General features: G+C 60.1%; 16 protein-coding genes. 6 read left to right on the top strand and 10 right to left on the bottom strand.

Features of this window, described 5'->3' with window-relative positions; genetic code table 11:
• Positions 1-345: 345 nt before the first annotated feature.
• The 3 genes from JUI81_RS16340 to JUI81_RS16330 all read left to right on the top strand — a co-directional run bounded on the left by JUI81_RS16340 (position 346) and on the right by JUI81_RS16330 (position 3,323).
• Positions 346-1,452: a diguanylate cyclase gene (locus JUI81_RS16340; RefSeq protein WP_026331874.1), complete on the top strand. Its 1,107-nt coding sequence runs from the start codon at positions 346-348 to the stop codon at positions 1,450-1,452.
• Complete coding sequence (locus JUI81_RS16335) at positions 1,445-2,380, top strand: iron-sulfur-binding ferredoxin reductase (protein WP_204124661.1); 936 nt, start codon at positions 1,445-1,447, stop codon at positions 2,378-2,380. Before JUI81_RS16340 ends, JUI81_RS16335 begins: the two co-directional genes overlap by 8 nt.
• 193 nt (positions 2,381-2,573) lie before the next feature.
• Positions 2,574-3,323 carry an enoyl-CoA hydratase-related protein gene (locus JUI81_RS16330; protein ID WP_204124660.1) on the top strand — a complete coding sequence of 250 codons (750 nt, stop codon included), beginning with the start codon at positions 2,574-2,576 and terminating at the stop codon, positions 3,321-3,323.
• 188 nt (positions 3,324-3,511) lie between these two features.
• Here the strand turns inward: JUI81_RS16330 and pyk are convergent, their stop codons facing one another.
• On the bottom strand, positions 3,512-4,963 hold the full coding sequence (pyk, locus tag JUI81_RS16325; protein WP_018926537.1) for a pyruvate kinase: 1,452 nt from the start codon (positions 4,961-4,963) through the stop codon (positions 3,512-3,514).
• A gap of 172 nt (positions 4,964-5,135) precedes the next feature.
• Between pyk and JUI81_RS16320 the strand changes: the two genes are divergently transcribed.
• Entirely contained in the window at positions 5,136-5,519 is a 384-nt protein-coding gene (locus JUI81_RS16320; RefSeq protein ID WP_019581507.1) for a tol-pal system YbgF family protein, read from the top strand.
• Positions 5,520-5,756: 237 nt separating this feature from the next.
• Entirely contained in the window at positions 5,757-6,116 is a 360-nt protein-coding gene (locus JUI81_RS16315) for a PilZ domain-containing protein (protein ID WP_204124659.1), read from the top strand.
• 53 nt (positions 6,117-6,169) lie between these two features.
• Here JUI81_RS16315 and JUI81_RS16310 read toward each other — a convergent pair whose 3' ends face one another.
• From JUI81_RS16310 to JUI81_RS16275, 8 genes are all read right to left on the bottom strand, one after another.
• Positions 6,170-6,550: a DUF6124 family protein gene (locus tag JUI81_RS16310; protein WP_081625771.1), complete on the bottom strand. Its 381-nt coding sequence runs from the start codon at positions 6,548-6,550 to the stop codon at positions 6,170-6,172.
• A gap of 280 nt (positions 6,551-6,830) precedes the next feature.
• Positions 6,831-7,079 (bottom strand): hypothetical protein, encoded by a 249-nt coding sequence (locus tag JUI81_RS16305; protein ID WP_019581504.1) that lies wholly within the window; start codon positions 7,077-7,079, stop codon positions 6,831-6,833.
• 132 nt (positions 7,080-7,211) lie between these two features.
• The gene (locus JUI81_RS16300; protein WP_204124658.1) at positions 7,212-8,543 is read right to left on the bottom strand and encodes a DUF58 domain-containing protein; all 1,332 of its coding nucleotides are present in this window, start codon (positions 8,541-8,543) and stop codon (positions 7,212-7,214) included.
• 205 nt (positions 8,544-8,748) lie between these two features.
• On the bottom strand, positions 8,749-9,750 hold the full coding sequence (locus tag JUI81_RS16295) for a MoxR family ATPase (protein WP_018926531.1): 1,002 nt from the start codon (positions 9,748-9,750) through the stop codon (positions 8,749-8,751).
• Complete coding sequence (locus JUI81_RS16290) at positions 9,747-10,910, bottom strand: DUF4350 domain-containing protein (protein ID WP_019581502.1); 1,164 nt, start codon at positions 10,908-10,910, stop codon at positions 9,747-9,749. Before JUI81_RS16290 ends, JUI81_RS16295 begins: the two co-directional genes overlap by 4 nt.
• Positions 10,907-12,451, bottom strand: coding sequence for a DUF4129 domain-containing protein (locus JUI81_RS16285; protein WP_019581501.1), 1,545 nt, complete (start codon positions 12,449-12,451; stop codon positions 10,907-10,909). The genes JUI81_RS16290 and JUI81_RS16285 overlap by 4 nt, the downstream gene beginning before the upstream one ends.
• Positions 12,438-13,415, bottom strand: coding sequence for a stage II sporulation protein M (locus JUI81_RS16280; protein WP_019581648.1), 978 nt, complete (start codon positions 13,413-13,415; stop codon positions 12,438-12,440). Before JUI81_RS16280 ends, JUI81_RS16285 begins: the two co-directional genes overlap by 14 nt.
• Positions 13,412-14,137, bottom strand: coding sequence for an RDD family protein (locus JUI81_RS16275; RefSeq protein WP_019581500.1), 726 nt, complete (start codon positions 14,135-14,137; stop codon positions 13,412-13,414). Before JUI81_RS16275 ends, JUI81_RS16280 begins: the two co-directional genes overlap by 4 nt.
• Positions 14,138-14,320: 183 nt before the next feature.
• Here JUI81_RS16275 and sbcB point away from each other — a divergent pair, with 183 nt between their 5' ends.
• Positions 14,321-15,751, top strand: a complete 1,431-nt coding sequence (gene sbcB, locus JUI81_RS16270; RefSeq protein WP_019581499.1) for an exodeoxyribonuclease I — start codon at positions 14,321-14,323, stop codon at positions 15,749-15,751.
• A 98-nt stretch (positions 15,752-15,849) separates the two neighbouring features.
• On the opposite strand, the gene mvaT is transcribed toward sbcB, so the two are convergent.
• Positions 15,850-16,227: a histone-like nucleoid-structuring protein MvaT gene (gene mvaT / locus JUI81_RS16265; RefSeq protein WP_007933316.1), complete on the bottom strand. Its 378-nt coding sequence runs from the start codon at positions 16,225-16,227 to the stop codon at positions 15,850-15,852.
• Positions 16,228-16,429: the final 202 nt, after the last annotated feature.

Genomic DNA, 16,429 nt, shown 5'->3' with positions numbered 1-16,429 from the left:
AACGCGAACCTGTGGCAGCTGCCGAAGGCTGCGTTCGGCTGCGAAGCAGTCGCAATATCAGAGATTTGCGGTATGTCAGGTAGACCGTGTCAGCCGGATTCACGACTGCTTCGCAGCCGAACGCAGCCTCGCAAGCTCGACAGCTGCTACAGCGAAGAACGCAGTCTTCGGCAGCTGCTACCTGGAATGCAGCAAGGCTCGACTCGCAGGAAACGGGTCATGGGTTTGACGCCAGAATTTCGCCCTAAAAATTGAATGGTCATTTATCAGACTCGCCACTAAAGTGGCATCCGGTCTGTAGAGTAGGACACTCTGACAGCCTCCTTTCGCACGGTGAATCAACGATTGACCCATAACGCCATCCAGCGGCTTTTGCTCAAACGCTTTGCCCTTGCGGCCGGCACTTATGCCCTGGCCTTGCTGCTGGTGTGGCTGGCGTTTTTCACCGGCCATTACGACGACTCCCTTGCCGGCATGGTGATCGGCAGCGTGTTGACGGTGTTCAGCCAGGCCGTGTTGTTCGCGGTGTTTTACAGCGGCACGAACCTGCGCTGTTCCGACCCCAGCCTGACCGAAGTGCAAATACTGCTGGGGCTGGGTTGGCAATCCTGGCTGATTGCCCATCTGGACGAGGCGCGCGGTGCGTTTCTGGTGTTTTACCTGCTGATCCTGTTGTTCGGGCTGTTTCATCTGTCGCGTATTGCTTTTGTGCGTTGCGCGTTGCTGGTGTTTTTCAGTTTCAGCGCCATCACGTTATGGGAGCTTTACCACTTCAAGCTGCACGACCCGACGCAGGCCCTGTTGCAGGTGTGCGTGCTGTTTGTGGTACTCGGCTGGCTGGTGCTCTATGCCCGTTACGTCCAGGTGTCGCGCCAGCGTATGCGGCAGCGGCGGTTCGCCTTGCAGGCGCATCAAGACACCCTGCGCGGGATGATGCGCCAGCTCGAAGGCCTGGTGGCGACCGACGAACTCACCGGGCTGTTCAACCGCCGGCATTTTCTGCGCCTGGCCTCCCGCGAGCTGAACGCCATGGAAGTCGGTGTGGTGCATGGCCTGGCGCTGATCGACCTCGACCACTTCAAACGCATCAACGATGTTCATGGCCACGCCGCCGGCGATCAGGTGCTGCAAGCGTTCGCCGGAGTGGCCACGGCCTGCCTGCGCGATGGCGATATTCTGGCCCGCTATGGTGGTGAAGAATTCGTGGTGCTGTTGCCCGATTGCGATGCCGAGCGCCTGACGGCCTGTTGCGAGCGCTTGCGCATAGCCTTCATGGATGTCGAATTGGTCGGCCTGGAGATCGCCCACCTCAGCCTGTCGGCGGGCATGACCTTGTTGGAATTGGGTGACGATCTGGATCGTGCCTTGCACTGCGCCGATCAGGCGCTGTACCGCGCCAAGCGTGACGGCCGTAACCGTTGCGCGGCCGCCTGGGAGAATGTCGATGCCTGAGTTACGGGTCGGCGAACGCCAATGGGCAGTGGAGGCGGGCAGTAACCTGCTCGATGCCCTCAATCAAAACGGCGTGCCGGTGCCCTATAGCTGCCGCGCCGGCAGTTGCCACGCGTGCCTGGTCAAATGTGTCGAGGGCCTGCCCAGCGACAGCCGTCCCGATGCCTTGAGCAATGAACAGCGCCAGCAGGGTTGGCGGTTGGCCTGTCAGTGCCAGGTGGTTGACGATCTGCAAGTCGAAACCTTTGACCCGCTGCGCGATGGTCTTGCCGCGCAAGTGGTCGCCAGCGATTGGCTGAGCGCCAGCGTGTTGCGCTTGCGCCTGACCAGCGAGCGCCCGTTGCGCTATCAGGCGGGGCAGCATTTGGTGTTGTGGGCGGGGCAGGTGGCGCGGCCATATTCCCTGGCCAGCCTGCCAGAAGAAGACCGCTTTCTGGAATTCCACCTCGATTGCCGTCAACCGGGGGAATTCAGTGACGCGGCGCGTCGCTTGAAAATCGGCGATCCGATCCGCCTCGGCGAGTTGCGCGGCGGGGCGCTGCATTACGATCCGGACTGGCACACCCGACCACTGTGGTTGCTGGCGGCCGGCACCGGTCTGGGGCCGTTGTTCGGCATCTTGCGCGAAGCCTTGCGTCAGCATCACCAGGGCGCCATCCGCGTCATTCACCTGGCCCATGATGCCAGTGAGCATTATCTGGCCAAACCCCTGCAAGCCATGGCCGAGGGCCGTGAAAACCTTAATGTCGAGCTGTGGACGGCGGCCGAGTTGCCAGCGGCTTTGGCGCAACTGCACCTTGTTTCCCGGCAAACCCTGGCCTTAGTCTGCGGAGCACCCGACAGCGTCGACGCCTTTGCCCGGCGCCTGTACCTGGCGGGTTTGCCGCGCAATCAACTGCTGGCGGATGTCTTTGTACCCCATGGTTGAGCGCTGATTTTTGTGGCGAGGGAGCTTGCTGTGGCGAGGGGGCTCGCCCCCGTTGGGCTGCGAAGCGGCCCCTAAAAACAGACGCCACCTCGGTGTATCAGACAAACCGAGCGTGCCGGTTTTACGACTGCTTCGCAGCCGAACGGGAGCAAGCTCCCTCGCCACAGTGGATCCTCTCAGATCAGGACACGCCATGCCCGACGCCATCCACTTTGAACGTGAGCGCGGTTTACTGACCCTGCGCCTCAACCGCCCGGAAAAGAAAAACGCCCTGACCCGCGCCATGTACAGCCAACTGGCGGAGGGCTTGCGGCTTGCCGACAGCGATCCCGACATCAACGCCGTGCTGATCACCGGCAGCGCCGAGTGCTTCACGGCTGGCAACGACATCGCCGACTTCATCCAGCAACCGCCGGGCAACCTCGACAGCCCGGTGTTTCACTTCATGCTCGGCCTTCTTGAGTGCCGCAAGCCAGTGATCGCTGCGGTAGCCGGCGCGGCGGTGGGGATCGGCACGACGATGCTGCTGCATTGCGATCTGGTTTATGTCAGTGCGGATGCGAGGTTGCGCATGCCGTTCGTTAATCTGGGGTTATGCCCGGAGTTCGGTTCCAGTCTGATCCTGCCGCGTTTGCTCGGGCAGGCCAAAGCGGCGCAGTTGTTGTTGCTTGGGGAAGGTTTCAGTGGCGAACAGGCCGCCGCGTGGGGGATCGCGACTGAGGCCTTGGGCAGTGGCGAAGCGGCATTGGCCAAGGCGCGGGAGATGGCGTTGCGCTTTGATGAGTTGCCACCGAAGGCAGTGCGCATCAGCAAGCAATTGATGAAGGCACCGGATCGCGAGTTGATCCGTAAAGTGATCGAGGAGGAGGGCGCGTTGTTCAACCAACGGCTGCGTTCGCCGGAAGCGATTGCGGCGTTGTCGGGGTTTATCAGCAGGCATTGAATCTTCGGTGATCGTGCGGGCCTCTTCGCGGGCAAGCCTCGCTCCCACAGGTTTTGTGTTGAGCTCTGACTTGGTTGGCAGCGGCTTGCCCGCGAAGAGCCCCGCCTGGGCAACACGACTTGCGGATCAAAAACCAAAAAGCCCCGCCATTCACATGGCGGGGCTTTTGTTTTTCAGCAATCGGTCACTCAGACCTGTGGGTCGCCCACGTGCAGGATCTTCATGCCGTTGGTACCGCCGGTGGTGTGGTAGCTGTCGCCCTTGGTCAGGATCACCCAGTCACCTTTCTGCACGACGCCGCGCTTGACCAGCTCGTCGATGGCTTTCTGGCTGACTTCGTTCGGTGCCAGCGAGGCCGGGTCGAACGGAACGGTGTACACGCCACGGAACATCGCTGCGCGGGCCTGGGCTTCGCGGTGCGGGGTGAACGCGTAAATCGGCACCGACGAGCGGATACGCGACATGATCAGCGGGGTGTAGCCGCTTTCGGTCAGCGCGATGATCGCTTTCACGCCCGGGAAGTGGTTGGCGGTGTACATGGTTGCCAGCGCGATGCTCTCGTCGCAGCGCTCGAATTCCTTGCCGATGCGGTGGCTGGAGGTCTTGCTGGTCGGGTGCTTTTCAGCGCCGATGCAGATGCGCGCCATGGCTTGCACCGCTTCCAGCGGGTACAGGCCAGCAGCACTTTCGGCCGAGAGCATCACGGCGTCGGTGTAGTCGAGCACGGCGTTGGCTACGTCGGACACTTCGGCGCGGGTCGGCATCGGGTTCTGGATCATCGACTCCATCATCTGGGTCGCGACGATCACGGCTTTGTTGTGGCGGCGAGCGTGCAGAATGATTTTCTTCTGAATGCCCACAAGCTCAGCGTCGCCGATTTCCACACCCAGGTCACCACGGGCAACCATCACCGCGTCGGAGGCCTTGATCAGGCCGTCGAGGGTTTCGTCGTCGGCCACGGCTTCGGCGCGTTCGATCTTCGCCACCAGCCAGGCAGTGCCGCCGGCTTCGTCGCGCAGTTGACGGGCGTATTCCATGTCGGCGGCATCACGCGGGAAGGACACGGCGAGGTAGTCGACTTCCATCTCGGCGGCGAGCTTGATGTCGGCCTTGTCTTTCTCGGTCAGGGCCGGCGCCGTCAGGCCACCGCCGCGACGGTTGATGCCTTTATGGTCCGACAGCGGGCCGCCGATGGTCACGGTGCAATTCAGTTCGGTGGCGGTGGCGGTATCGACGCGCATCACCACGCGGCCGTCGTCGAGCAGCAGCTCGTCGCCCACGCCGCAGTCTTTTACCAGGTCCGGGTAGTCGATGCCGACCACTTGCTGGTTGCCTTCGGTCAACGGATGGCTGGTGGAGAAGGTGAATTGATCACCGATCTTCAGCTCGATCCGCTTGTTGGCGAATTTGGCGATACGGATTTTCGGGCCTTGCAGGTCACCCAGCAGGGCGACGAAGCGGCCGTGCTTGGCAGCGAGGTCACGCACCAGCTTCGCGCGAGCCTTGTGCTCGTCGGGGGTGCCGTGGGAGAAGTTCAGGCGGGCGACGTCCAGGCCAGCCAGAATCAGCTGTTCGAGAACTTCCGGCGAGTTACTGGCCGGGCCAAGGGTAGCGACGATTTTGGTACGACGGACGGACATGCAAAGACTCCTGAGTTCAAGCGCTAGCAGAGGCTACTATGGTCTTTGGGTGTAGTCATTGTTCGTTTGCACTACTTATTGCTTTCTTTATTGAACGTGACAACTTTGCAGCACGCCATCCTGAAGATTTCCGACAACGGGTCGATACAGAGCACAAGACAGGAGATCCCCCATGCGATTCGTGCCCACTGCCGCCCTTGCCCTCAGCGTCCTCAGCGTCACGGGCTGCACCCGTTGGTCGATGGACCATCATTTGAACAATGCCTACAGCGCCTACGAACGCGGTAACTGCGAACAGGTGATGCTCGAACTGTCCAAGGTCGATCGTGAAAGTCGTTCCCGTCGCTACGTACAGCCGGAAGTGTCGATGATGCGTGGCCAGTGCCTGGAACGGCAGAAGCTGTTTATTGATGCGGCCCAGACCTACCAGTACATCATCGCGGCCTACCCGCAAAGCGAATATGCCTATCGCGCCCGTGCCCGTCTGGAAACCTTGCAGAGCCTGGGCCATTACCCGACGCGCAGCGCGGCGGCCGTGCGCCCGACGCAGTTCTGATGGCCGCTGTCATGCAACGGCTGGCCGCCCGGCGGTGGTGAGCTATAGTCGAATAGATCGGTTTTAGAACCCTGCTTCTAAACCGAGGTGATACCTGTGATCGGCTGCAGTAAACGTCAGCGTTGTAAGGGCTGACGCACCAGGATCGGGGAGAGCGCGCCCTGGCTTATCAAGTAGCCGGCACGTTCCGAAGCATTAGTGCGGCCCTGCTTAAGGGCCTTGCTGGGCCATTTGCGCATGTTTACCGACCGCCGGATCGAGCGGCATCAACTGCCGTATTTTCTGAAAGTGTTCAACAGCGTCACCGACAAACCCATCGGCTTTCTGGGCAACTTGTCCAACGACGGGCTGATGCTCATCAGCCAGTTGCCGATGATGGTGGGCGTCGACTTTGACCTGCGATTGAAAATCCCCGCCAGCGACGGCTGCCAGCAGGTCATTGACCTGAAGGCGTGTTGTCTGTGGTGCCATGAAGACGCCACGCCCCACCATTACGACGCCGGGTTCAGCCTGCAACGGGCACCGCCGGAGTATGGGCAGCTGATGGAGGCGTTGACGCAGTACTTCAGCTTTCAGCCATTGCCTGCTTCAGCCTGACAAATCCGCAACCAGTAGCAGCTGGCACAGCCTGCTGCTACTGGAATTCGTCGCTACGTCGTTTTAATCGCCTTCTCGTTATCCAGCGATCGCTCCACCAGCATCAACCCCAACTCACTCATCCGATAAATCGCCATGGCCAGATGTCGCGGCTTGTCGTCCAGGCTTTCAGCCAGGTCGAGCAGCAGAATGCTGACCGTCGAAAAGGTTTCGTAGGTCTCGATGGTCAAGGCTTCGGGATTGGCATCGGGGACAACGGTGAACATTTTCATGGATCGTTCCTCGGTGGGGCGCTCGTTGGCAAAACACGGCTCAGTGTTTTCCTGTTTTAGATAGTGATCTAGAGCCCTGTTGGCAGCTTCTTGGAGTTTTCTTGAGTCGAGGGTTCCGTAGGGGGAACGCGGGATGGTATTGCGTGGATTGGGTCGAGGCATTAACACGGTTAACTCCTTGTTGGAGCTACCGCCGATTCGGAGGTAGACGAATGGACGGCAGCGAGGGAAGGAGAACCTTATGTCGGGACGGACAGCACCCACAATCAGCCCAGGTCGCTGACACTTGTAGGCAGATGCGCTTCATTCTGTAGCCGTTAGCGCTGCTATTCGAGAAGTCGGGAGGAGGACAACAAGCAGATTACTGACCATGAGCGTCAGTTGTTACCCGATGAGAGGCATCGGGTAACAACCGAGGAGAATTGCGACTCTTGATGGTTAGCTAGTCATTAGGGGCATTCTTTTTTGGAACCTGTGATTCTTTAAAATCGGTGGAGATGGAAATAAGTGCCAAAGAGATGAATTCTTGGTTTCGATCTATCGTTTGCATTGCACATCGGATGTTATCCGCTACTTCGGTACCCCCTCGTTGCGCCACCCAATTCGATAGTTCTTCTATAGCGGCGCCCAAAGCCAGTTGGTTCTCATTGATCTGCGTTAGCACTGAAGCAAATAGGTTTGTCTCGTCCATGATTGATTCCTTGTGATAGAGCTTTCAGGGGATTGGTTTTCGTAAGTACCCGGATTGAAGGCCTGTCGTACGTGCTCGCACGTCATATTCATGTAGACATCGTGATATGACGATTTTATATACGATTCGACGTTACATCGTCCCAGCTTTTTTCCACCCCAAATACGCCGTCACCAACTCGGCCCCCAACTCCCCAGGCCGAGCATCCACCACCGGCACTCCATGAGCACTCAACCGCTCATGGAGTTGCGCCCGGTCATTCAAATAATCCACCGTCCCGCAATAGGCCAGCGCCTCTGGCAAGGTCTGCACCGGGGCGTGCCGTAGATTGTCGAGCAAGTCTTCACGCAGGCTCGCCACCAACACCCGATGCAGTTTGCTCAGGCGTTTGACGGCGGTCAGCAATTCTTCGTCGTCTTCATCCCGCAGATTGGTGACCAGCACCACCAGCGCCCGGCGTTTTTGTCGGGCCAGTAATTGCGTGGCGGCAGCCTGATAGTCGGCGGGGCGTTGGGTGCTGTCGAGGTCGTAGACGGTGTTGAGCAATACGTTGAGCTGGCCCGTGCCTTTGACCGGGGCGAGGTAGTGCGGTCGGTCGCTGGCGAAGGTGCTCAGGCCGACTGCATCGCCCTGGCGTAATGCGATGTAGCTGAGCAACAGGCAGGCATTGAGTGCGTGATCGAAATGCGCAAGCTCGCCATCCTGGCTGCGCATGCGCCGGCCGCAGTCGAGCATGAAGATGATTTGCTGGTCGCGCTCGTCCTGGTATTCACGGGCGATGGGGGTGCGTTGGCGGGCGGTGGCTTTCCAGTCGATCTGGCGCAGGCTGTCGCCTTCACGGAATTCGCGCAGTTGATGGAATTCCAGGCCCAGACCGCGACGTTGTCGTTGGCGCACGCCGATCTGGCTGAGCCAGTTGTCCACCGCCAGCAGTTCGCCGCCGTAGAGGCGGGCGAAGTCGGGGTAGACGCGGGTGGTGTCGGGTATGTTGAGCAGGCGTTTGTCGGACCACAAACCCATGGGGCTCGGCAGGTTGATTTCGCAGTGTTCGAAGCTGAAATGGCCGCGCATGAGCGGGCGCAGGCGGTAGCTGATCTGGCTCTGTTGGCCGGGTTGCAGTTCGACCGACAGGGGCAGGTTTTCGAAGCTCAGGCCGTCGGGTACGTGGTCGAAGATCTGAATGTTCAGTGGTTGGGTAAAATTATGCTCGACCTCCAATCGCACTTCGCTCCATCGACCGAGTGCCAGGCTGCCGGGCATTTGTCGCTGGAGGCGCGGTGAGGACAAACGCTTGAGGCGAATGGCGTCGAGTATCGCCAGGGCCAGCAGGGCTAGCAGTAATCCCCAGTTGATCGATAAAAGGCTTGATGGAACGGCGATGTCCAGCGTCCGTAAGGCGCCCAGCACGATGCCGATGGCCAGCAGGATAGTGAGCCAGGTCAAGAGCAGGCGCGAGGGTTTCATGGCGTCGCGACTTCGTGGCAAGGGTTGGTCTGGCACGGTAATTCTGTGGCGAGCGGGCTTGCCCGCGTTCGGCTGCGAAGCAGTCGTAAACCCGACAACCGCGGTGTGTCTGTCGATATGCGATTGCAGGTTTTGGGGTCGCTTCGCAACCCAACGGGGGCAAGCCCCCTCGCCACAGGAGTGGCGTGTAACGAAATAGAGGGGGTCATAACCGTGGCGCCGGCACTTGGTCGAGCAGTTGCTTGAGCACCTGATCGACGTCCAGCCCTTCGATGTCCAGTTCCGGGGCAATCCGCACGCGGTGACGCAGTACCGCCAGGGCGCAACCTTTGATGTCGTCGGGAATCACGAACTCGCCTCCGCGCAACAAGGCGCGGGCGCGGGCGCAACGTGCCAGGGCGATGGAGGCGCGAGGCCCGGCGCCGAGGGTCAAACCCGGCCAGGTGCGGGTGGTGCGGGCCAGGCGCACGGCGTAATCGAGCACCTGATCGTCCAGCGGCAGATCGCTGGCAATGCGCTGCAAGGCCAGCACGTCCTTGGCTTGCAACACGGTGCGCAGCGGTTGTACATCGAGCATGTCGGCGCGGGTCGAGCGGCTGACCTGACGCACCATGTCCAGTTCCTGATCGGCCTCGGGGTAGTCCATGCGCACCTTGAGCATGAAGCGGTCGAGCTCGGCTTCGGGTAACGGGTAAGTGCCTTCCTGTTCGATGGGGTTTTGCGTGGCCAGCACCATGAACGGTTGGGCGATGGGCAGGGCGCGGCCTTCGAGGGTGACCTGGCGTTCCTGCATGGCTTCGAGCAGCGCGGCCTGGGTTTTTGCCGGGGCGCGGTTGATCTCGTCGGCCAATAGTAGGTTGGTGAACAATGGGCCTTTGCGCAGTTTGAATTGCTCGGTCTGCAGGTCGTACACCGCATGCCCGGTGACGTCGCTGGGCATCAGGTCCGGGGTGAACTGGATGCGGGCGTATTCGCCACCGAAGCAACGGGCGAGGGCGCGCACCAGCAACGTCTTGCCCAACCCCGGCACGCCTTCGAGCAGCACATGGCCGCCGGCGATCAGGGCGGTGAGCACATCGTCGATCACGGTGTTCTGGCCGATCACCGCTTTTTGCAATTCCGTTCTTATCGCCTGGGCCAACTGGCTGGCGCGCTGGCGCTGTTGGGCGGCGTGGGTCTGGGTGCCGGGCTCGATCTGTTCACTCATAAGGCGTTCCTCAAGGTTTGCAGGTGGGCGACCTGACGGCTGAATTCAGCGCTGGACAGCCGCTGCTTCGGTCGCGGGCTCATGGCCTGGCTGATGGCGCGTGTGGGGTGGCCGGTCAGGCGTGCGAGCACCAGCCATTGTTCGGCGACGCCGAGTTGTTCAAAACCGGGATGACGGTGGCGGACACGACGCAGGATGTCTTGCTGCAAGGCGTGCAACAGGCTGTGCTGACCGCTGCGGCGCAGCATGAAATCGGCGCTTGCGCGCAGGTGTTCCTGAAGATGCCGACGCGCCCTTGGGGCCGGCTCCAGCAACGGGCCGCTGCGCACGCCAACGTGCCAGAAACCCAAAGCGATCAAGGCGATCAGGGCTACCAGGGCTTGGGGAAAGTAACGCCACAACAAGGTCAGCAGACTGTCGTGCTCGGTATTGAACAGCAGGGTCACACCGGTGTCGGCGGTCAGGTACCACAGCAGCCAGGCGTTGTCGTACTGGTTGATGGCCGGGGTTTTCCAGAGGTCGGCGTCGGTGACCACGGTGATCGAACCCAGCCCGTGGCTCAGCTGCATCATGTGCGTGGCCTTGCCACTGTTGGCCCAGGCCTGGGCGAGGTTTTTCGGGTCGTCGAGGTGGAACGCGGTATCGAAGCTGAAGTAGGCCGGCGCCTCTTCGTTTTCCAGATAGAGCTTGGTCAGTTTGGGGTAGGGATCATCGCGCAGATCGGGAGGCGAGTCCTTGAGGTCTTTGCTCAGGAACTGGTGCAACTGCACCCGGTCGAGCAGCAGGTCATTGCTTTGGCCGGTCTTTTCATCCCACAGGGCTTCGGCGACGAATACCAGGCGCCCACCGGCCCGGGTCCAGTTCAATACCTGATCCACCTGGCGAGGCGACATGTTGGACCGGTCGCCGAGCAACAACAGGCTGTGCTGACGCGGTTCGAGGGTCGGCAGGATGTCGAGGCTGTTGGCGTGGCTGACGGTCAGGCCCTGTTTGCGCAGAAAATGCTCGGCGGCCAGGTAGGGATTGGCCTGGGCTTCAGGGGACGGGCCGTGTTCGATTTGTACCTGATAGGGCGTGGCCTTGAAATACAGGTAAACACTCAGCGCACCCAAGAGCACGACGATGAACACGCCGACCGCCAGCCATGCCCTGCGGTTCAACGGACCGCTCCCGGGCCGAACAATGCGCGCCAGCCGTCACACAGTTCCTGTTGCAAATGCGCCGGTGGCAGGCGATGCCCGTAGGCCATGTTCTGCCAGTGTGCGGTCAGGTTTTTACTGAAGGCCAGCAACGCCGGTTGCTTCAATTGTTCAACGCGCTGAAGCACTTCGCCTTCGGTGTCGGCGGGTTTGAGCGTCATGTTGAAGTCGTTCAGCAAGTGGCTGAGCAAGGCGCGATAGAGCAAGCCAAGGGCTTCACGCGGGTTGGTTTGCCAGAGGCTTTCGGCGCTGGCCGCGATATCGGCGGGCAGGGTTTCGCGGTTGAGGTCCAGGCCGAACGCCTGCTGCGGCGATGGTCGCGTCACTTTATGGTTCAACGCCGGCCGGCGGCTGACGAACGCCTGCAACCAGTCGCGGTAACGCCAGATCAACAGGCCAATGGCGCCGATCACCGCGCCCCACAGCAACACCTCGATCAGGTTGGCCAATACGCCGAAACGTTGGCTGTCGAGCAAACTGAACAGCGCTTTCAGCCAGGCGGGTGTTTGACCACCGTGCGCAGTGTCGTCGTTGGGCTTGTCTTGGCCAAACCGATAGCGGGTCACCGTTTCCTTGTTCTTGAACGGTGGCTGATCGAGGATGGCCTTGATGCTGTCTCGGGATGCCTGACTGGTCAGCGGTTGCTCCAGCAGACGCGGGCTGTCTGGTGACATGCCCGGTTCGGCGGCCCAGACGCTTTGCCCCGTCGGCACCAGCACAAACGCCGCCAGCAGCAACGTGATGACTGCGCTGCTCAGGCGCTGGCGCAAGCGGCGGAACACCAGTTCGATGTCCCAGGCCTCCAATCGTGTGCGCCGGTTCAGGTAAAGGCTGAAACCACAGGCGACATAAATCGGCTCCCAGACCACCAGCACCAGGGCGTAAAAAGCATTGGTCAGGTGTTCCAGCCAGCGCCAGTCTTGTGTGGCGGCGGCAATCAAGGTCTGCCAGCCCCAGTCGAGTTCGACCTGCAGCGGCAAGAGCATGTAGAACAGCACCATCAGGCCGATCCACAACGCGGTTTCCAGGTGCACGCCGATGATCGTCAGCCATTGCGCGGCACCGGCATTGCGCTGCAAGAGCACGCGTAAACGCTGTTGTCGTGCTTCGCCCTCCAGGCCTTCGAGTTGTACCACCGGCATCAGAAAGCTGCGGCTCAGGCTCAGGCGGCGCCAGGTCAGGCTGGCCAGCAGTTGCGGCGGGAGCAGACGCGGCCATTGGCGCAGGGCCTGTTTCAGTGTGGGTGTTTCGCCGAACATGGCTTTGGACAGGATGTACAGCGGCAGCCGATCGAACGCCGGTTTGAGCCACCAGAACAGGAACAGGGCGAGGGAGGGCGAATCCCACAGCATCAGGCTGAGCAAGGTAAAAATCGGTAGGGTCACGATCGCCCAACTGGTCATCAACAGGCGTCGATGGCGCTGACTCAGCAGCACCCCGAGGTCCATGGCTTCCCAGTTTGTGCGTGGGCGAATCACTGCACTGGCGTCACTCAGGCGCATGGCGGGTCCGTCCGGCAAACAGCAGATAAGTCCCGACCAACACCCAGAGCGCTGCGCCGACCAGGTATTTGGTCAGCGGCGTGACTCCGGTCCGCGACGACCAGTAGGCTTCTATAAACGCTGCAATCAACAAAAACAGCATGACCCCGCAAATCAGCAACACGCTCTTGCTCGCCGCCACTCGCAGGGCTTCGGCACGGGGCAAACGTCCCGGCGCGATCAACGCCCAGCCCAGTTGCAGGCCGGCGGCACCGGCCAGGGCAATGGCGCTCAGTTCGAAGGCGCCGTGCCCGATCACGAATGACCAGAAGGTTTGCCCGTAGCCGATGTGCGTCAGGTGCCCGGCCACCGCACCGATCATCAAGCCGTTAAAGAACAGGAAAAACGCGCTGCCCAGGCCAAACAGCAAACCGCTGGCGAAGGTCTGAAACGCGATGCCGATGTTGTGCATGATGTAGTAACCGAACATCTCCCAGTCTTCACTGGCCGCCCGTTCCGCCAAGCGCCCCAGATGACCGGCGACGGGGTCATACATGCTTTGCATCTCACTGACCTGCTCGGCCGGGATCAGGTTGTAGACCAGTTCCGGGAACAGATACACCAGCAGCCCGATGCCAATCAGGCTGCCAAAAAATATCAGGCTGGCGGCAAGCACGAAGCGCCATTGTTCGCGCACCAGTCGCGGGAAGTCGGCAAGGATGAAGCTCAGTACGTTGGCCCTCAGCCAACTGCGATGCCGATAAAGCTGTTGATGCCCGCGCAGCACTTGTTGCTGTAACGAGTCGACCAAAAAGCTGCTGTAACCACGCTCCTGAGCCAGGGCCAGGTGTTGGCAGAGCCGTCGATAATCGCTGGGGAAGCTGGCGACTCGCGAGGTTTCCTTGCCGCGTTCCAGCCGTTCGAGCATGAGTGCAAACTGCTCCCATTCGGTCTTGTGGCGGCTTTCGAATAGGCTTTGCTTCATGTCGGGCCCAACAGTCCGCGGGCGATGCCGTTGAGTTCGGCCACGGCCTGCGGCGCTGAAACGTGCAGCGGTTGCGCGAGTATCGAGGCGAGTTCGCTTGCCCGCGCCTCAGAGAGTTCACCCTGGCGCTCGGCAAACCCGAGGATGGCGCGTTGTTCGGTCAGCGTCAGCGCGAAAGCGGCACGGCGCGGCGGGGCATCAGGTAACTGCGGTCGGGTGAGCGGTTGTTCGCGGTAGATCACCAGCGTGCCGGCGGCCAGATCGCCGAGGCGTTTGAAGGTGGGATGTTGCAGGCAACTGATCGCCCCGAGGAAGTAGCCGAACGGCAACATGTCGACAAATCGCAACAGGTTACGCAGCAAGGACGCGGACCAGCCGATGGGGGTGCCATCGTCGTGCACCACGCGCAACCCCATCCATTGCTTGCCCGGCGAGCGCCCCTGATTGAGCACCTCGAACAGCACCATGTACCACCAGCTCACCACGAACAGCAAAATCGAGCCAAGCCCGGCGCCGAGTTTGCCGAGGAACGCCAGCACCATGAACAGCAGGCCCAGGATCAACCCGCGCAGGCCCAGGTCGATGGTGAACGCCAGCGCACGGACCATCAACCCGGCCGGGCGCAGTGGCAAGTCGATGCCTTCGGGCGTTTCGACGTGATACCGCGTGTCCAGTGGCGGGGCCAGCGTTGCTTTCCGTGGCAGTGCTGTGTTCTCGAGCATGGGCAACCTTGGTGTGGCTGGTTTGCGAATCGATGTCCGTCCGATGCTAGCAGCCTCTCAGGGGAAAACGACATAACTATGTATTGCACGGTGCGTGGCCAGAGGTGATTGAATAACAAGAATTCTGGTCGGGGCAGCCTGTGTGCGCCTAGACTTCGCCGGTCTTCTGTTCAGGAACAACCCGTGACCTCGATCTTCTGGTACGACTACGAAACCACTGGCATCAACCCCCGTTGCGACCGTCCGTTGCAAGTGGCGGGGATTCGCACCGACTTCGATCTCAATGAAATAGACGAGCCGGTCAATCTCTACTGCCAGCCCAGTGACGACATCCTGCCGCATCCGGCAGCCTGCGCAATCACTGGTATTACGCCTGGCCTTCTGGCCGAGCAAGGTTTGAGCGAAGCCGATTTCATGACTCGGGTGCATGCCCAGCTCGCCCTGCCCGGCACTTGTGGGGCGGGGTACAACACGCTGCGTTTCGACGACGAGATGACCCGTTACAGCCTGTATCGAAACTTTTTCGACCCCTACGCACGGGAGTGGCAGGGCGGCAACAGCCGCTGGGACCTGATCGACATCGTGCGCGCGGCTTATGCGTTGCGTCCCGATGGCTTCGTCTGGCCCACGGATGACGAAGGGCGGGTGACGCTCAAGCTCGAACGCCTGACCGCCGCCAACGGCATCGATCACGGGAATGCCCACGAGGCACTGTCGGATGTTCGCGCGACCATCGCTCTGGCGCGTCTGATTCGTGAAAAACAGCCGAAGTTGTATGAATGGCTGTTTCAGTTGCGCAGCAAACAAAAGGTGATGGACCAGATTCGGCTGTTGCAGCCGATGGTGCACATTTCCGGGCGCTTTTCGGCGGCCCGCCATTATGTCGGCGTGGTACTGCCACTGGCCTGGCATCCACGCAATCGCAACGCGTTGATTGTTTGTGACCTGCACCTGGACCCTCAGGGGCTGCTCGATCTGGATACCGAAACCTTGCGTCAGCGGCTTTATACCCGGCGTGACGATCTGGTTGAAGGCGAACTGCCGGTGCCGCTCAAGCTCATACACATCAACAAGTGCCCGGTGGTGGCGCCGTTATCGGTACTTCGTCCCGAAGATCAGCAACGTTTGGGGCTGGACATGGCGCTCTATCAGGAACGGGCGCTGCGGCTAAGTGCCGCACAACAACTTTGGCAAGATAAAGTCTCGGGAATTTATGCCCGCGAGGATTTCGCCGCAAGCCTGGACCCCGAGCAACAGTTATACGACGGTTTTATTGGCGATCGGGATCGGCGTCTATGTGAGCAAGTCAGAGCCGCCGACCCTGCGCAATTAGCACAAGAGCAGTGGCCTTTCGATGATGAACGTTTGCCCGAATTATTGTTTCGTTATCGCGCACGCAACTTTCCGGATACGTTGAGCCCGGAAGAGCAAGAACGTTGGCGAATATTTTGTCAGCAGCGTTTGTCCGTGCCGGAGTGGGGCGCTCCCAATACGCTGGAAAGTTTTCTGACAGCTGCCGCCCAATTGACGATTAGTCCTACATCGTTTCAGCAAGAGGTTCTGGATGAATGGCAGATTCATGTCCAGGCATTACGCAAACGTTTGAATATTTGAAAACGAAAATGACTTGCGATTGAATTACGGGCATAAAAAAACGCCAGCATTTGCTGGCGTTCTTTTGGTCGCGGATCAGTCTGCGACGCGCTTGCGGCTTAGCCCAGCAGGGTAGCCCAGCCTTCAACCACGTCACCGCCCCACTTGGCTTTCCACTCTTTCAGAGTTTTGTGGTTGCCACCTTTGGTTTCGATGACTTCGCCGTTGTGCGGGTTTTTGTATTGTTTAACTTTGCGAGCACGCTTGGTGCCAGTAGTTTTTACTGCGCCGCCACGTGGAGCCTTGGTTTTGGACTCTGGATCCAATAGGGCAATGATGTCACGCAGGGATTTGGAGTATTCGCCCATCAGGGTGCGCAATTTGCCTTCGAATTCCAGCTCGGTTTGCAGTTTGTCGTCTTGGGACAGGTTCTTCAAACGGGCTTGCAGCTCTTTGATAGCTTCTTCGGTGGCGCGATATTCGTTGATCAAGGACATGAGGACTACCTTATGTTGGCGCTGGATGACAGGGTGACAGTGCGACAATAATAGTCAGGGTGTTTCATCAAGTAAACATTTAACCGAAGTTTTACTTAAATTAGTTGCGGTGAATAGGACGCACATTGGAGAGGCAGTTAAATAGCGTCACAAATATTCACAGTTAACCCCTTGAAGACTGGCCACTAGAGCACCATGCACT

It is taken from the genome of Pseudomonas sp. 008 (assembly GCF_016861935.1).
Taxonomy (GTDB): domain Bacteria; phylum Pseudomonadota; class Gammaproteobacteria; order Pseudomonadales; family Pseudomonadaceae; genus Aquipseudomonas.
The sequence above is the reverse complement of the archived record's forward strand: the minus strand, read 5'-3'. Positions and strand labels throughout refer to the sequence as shown.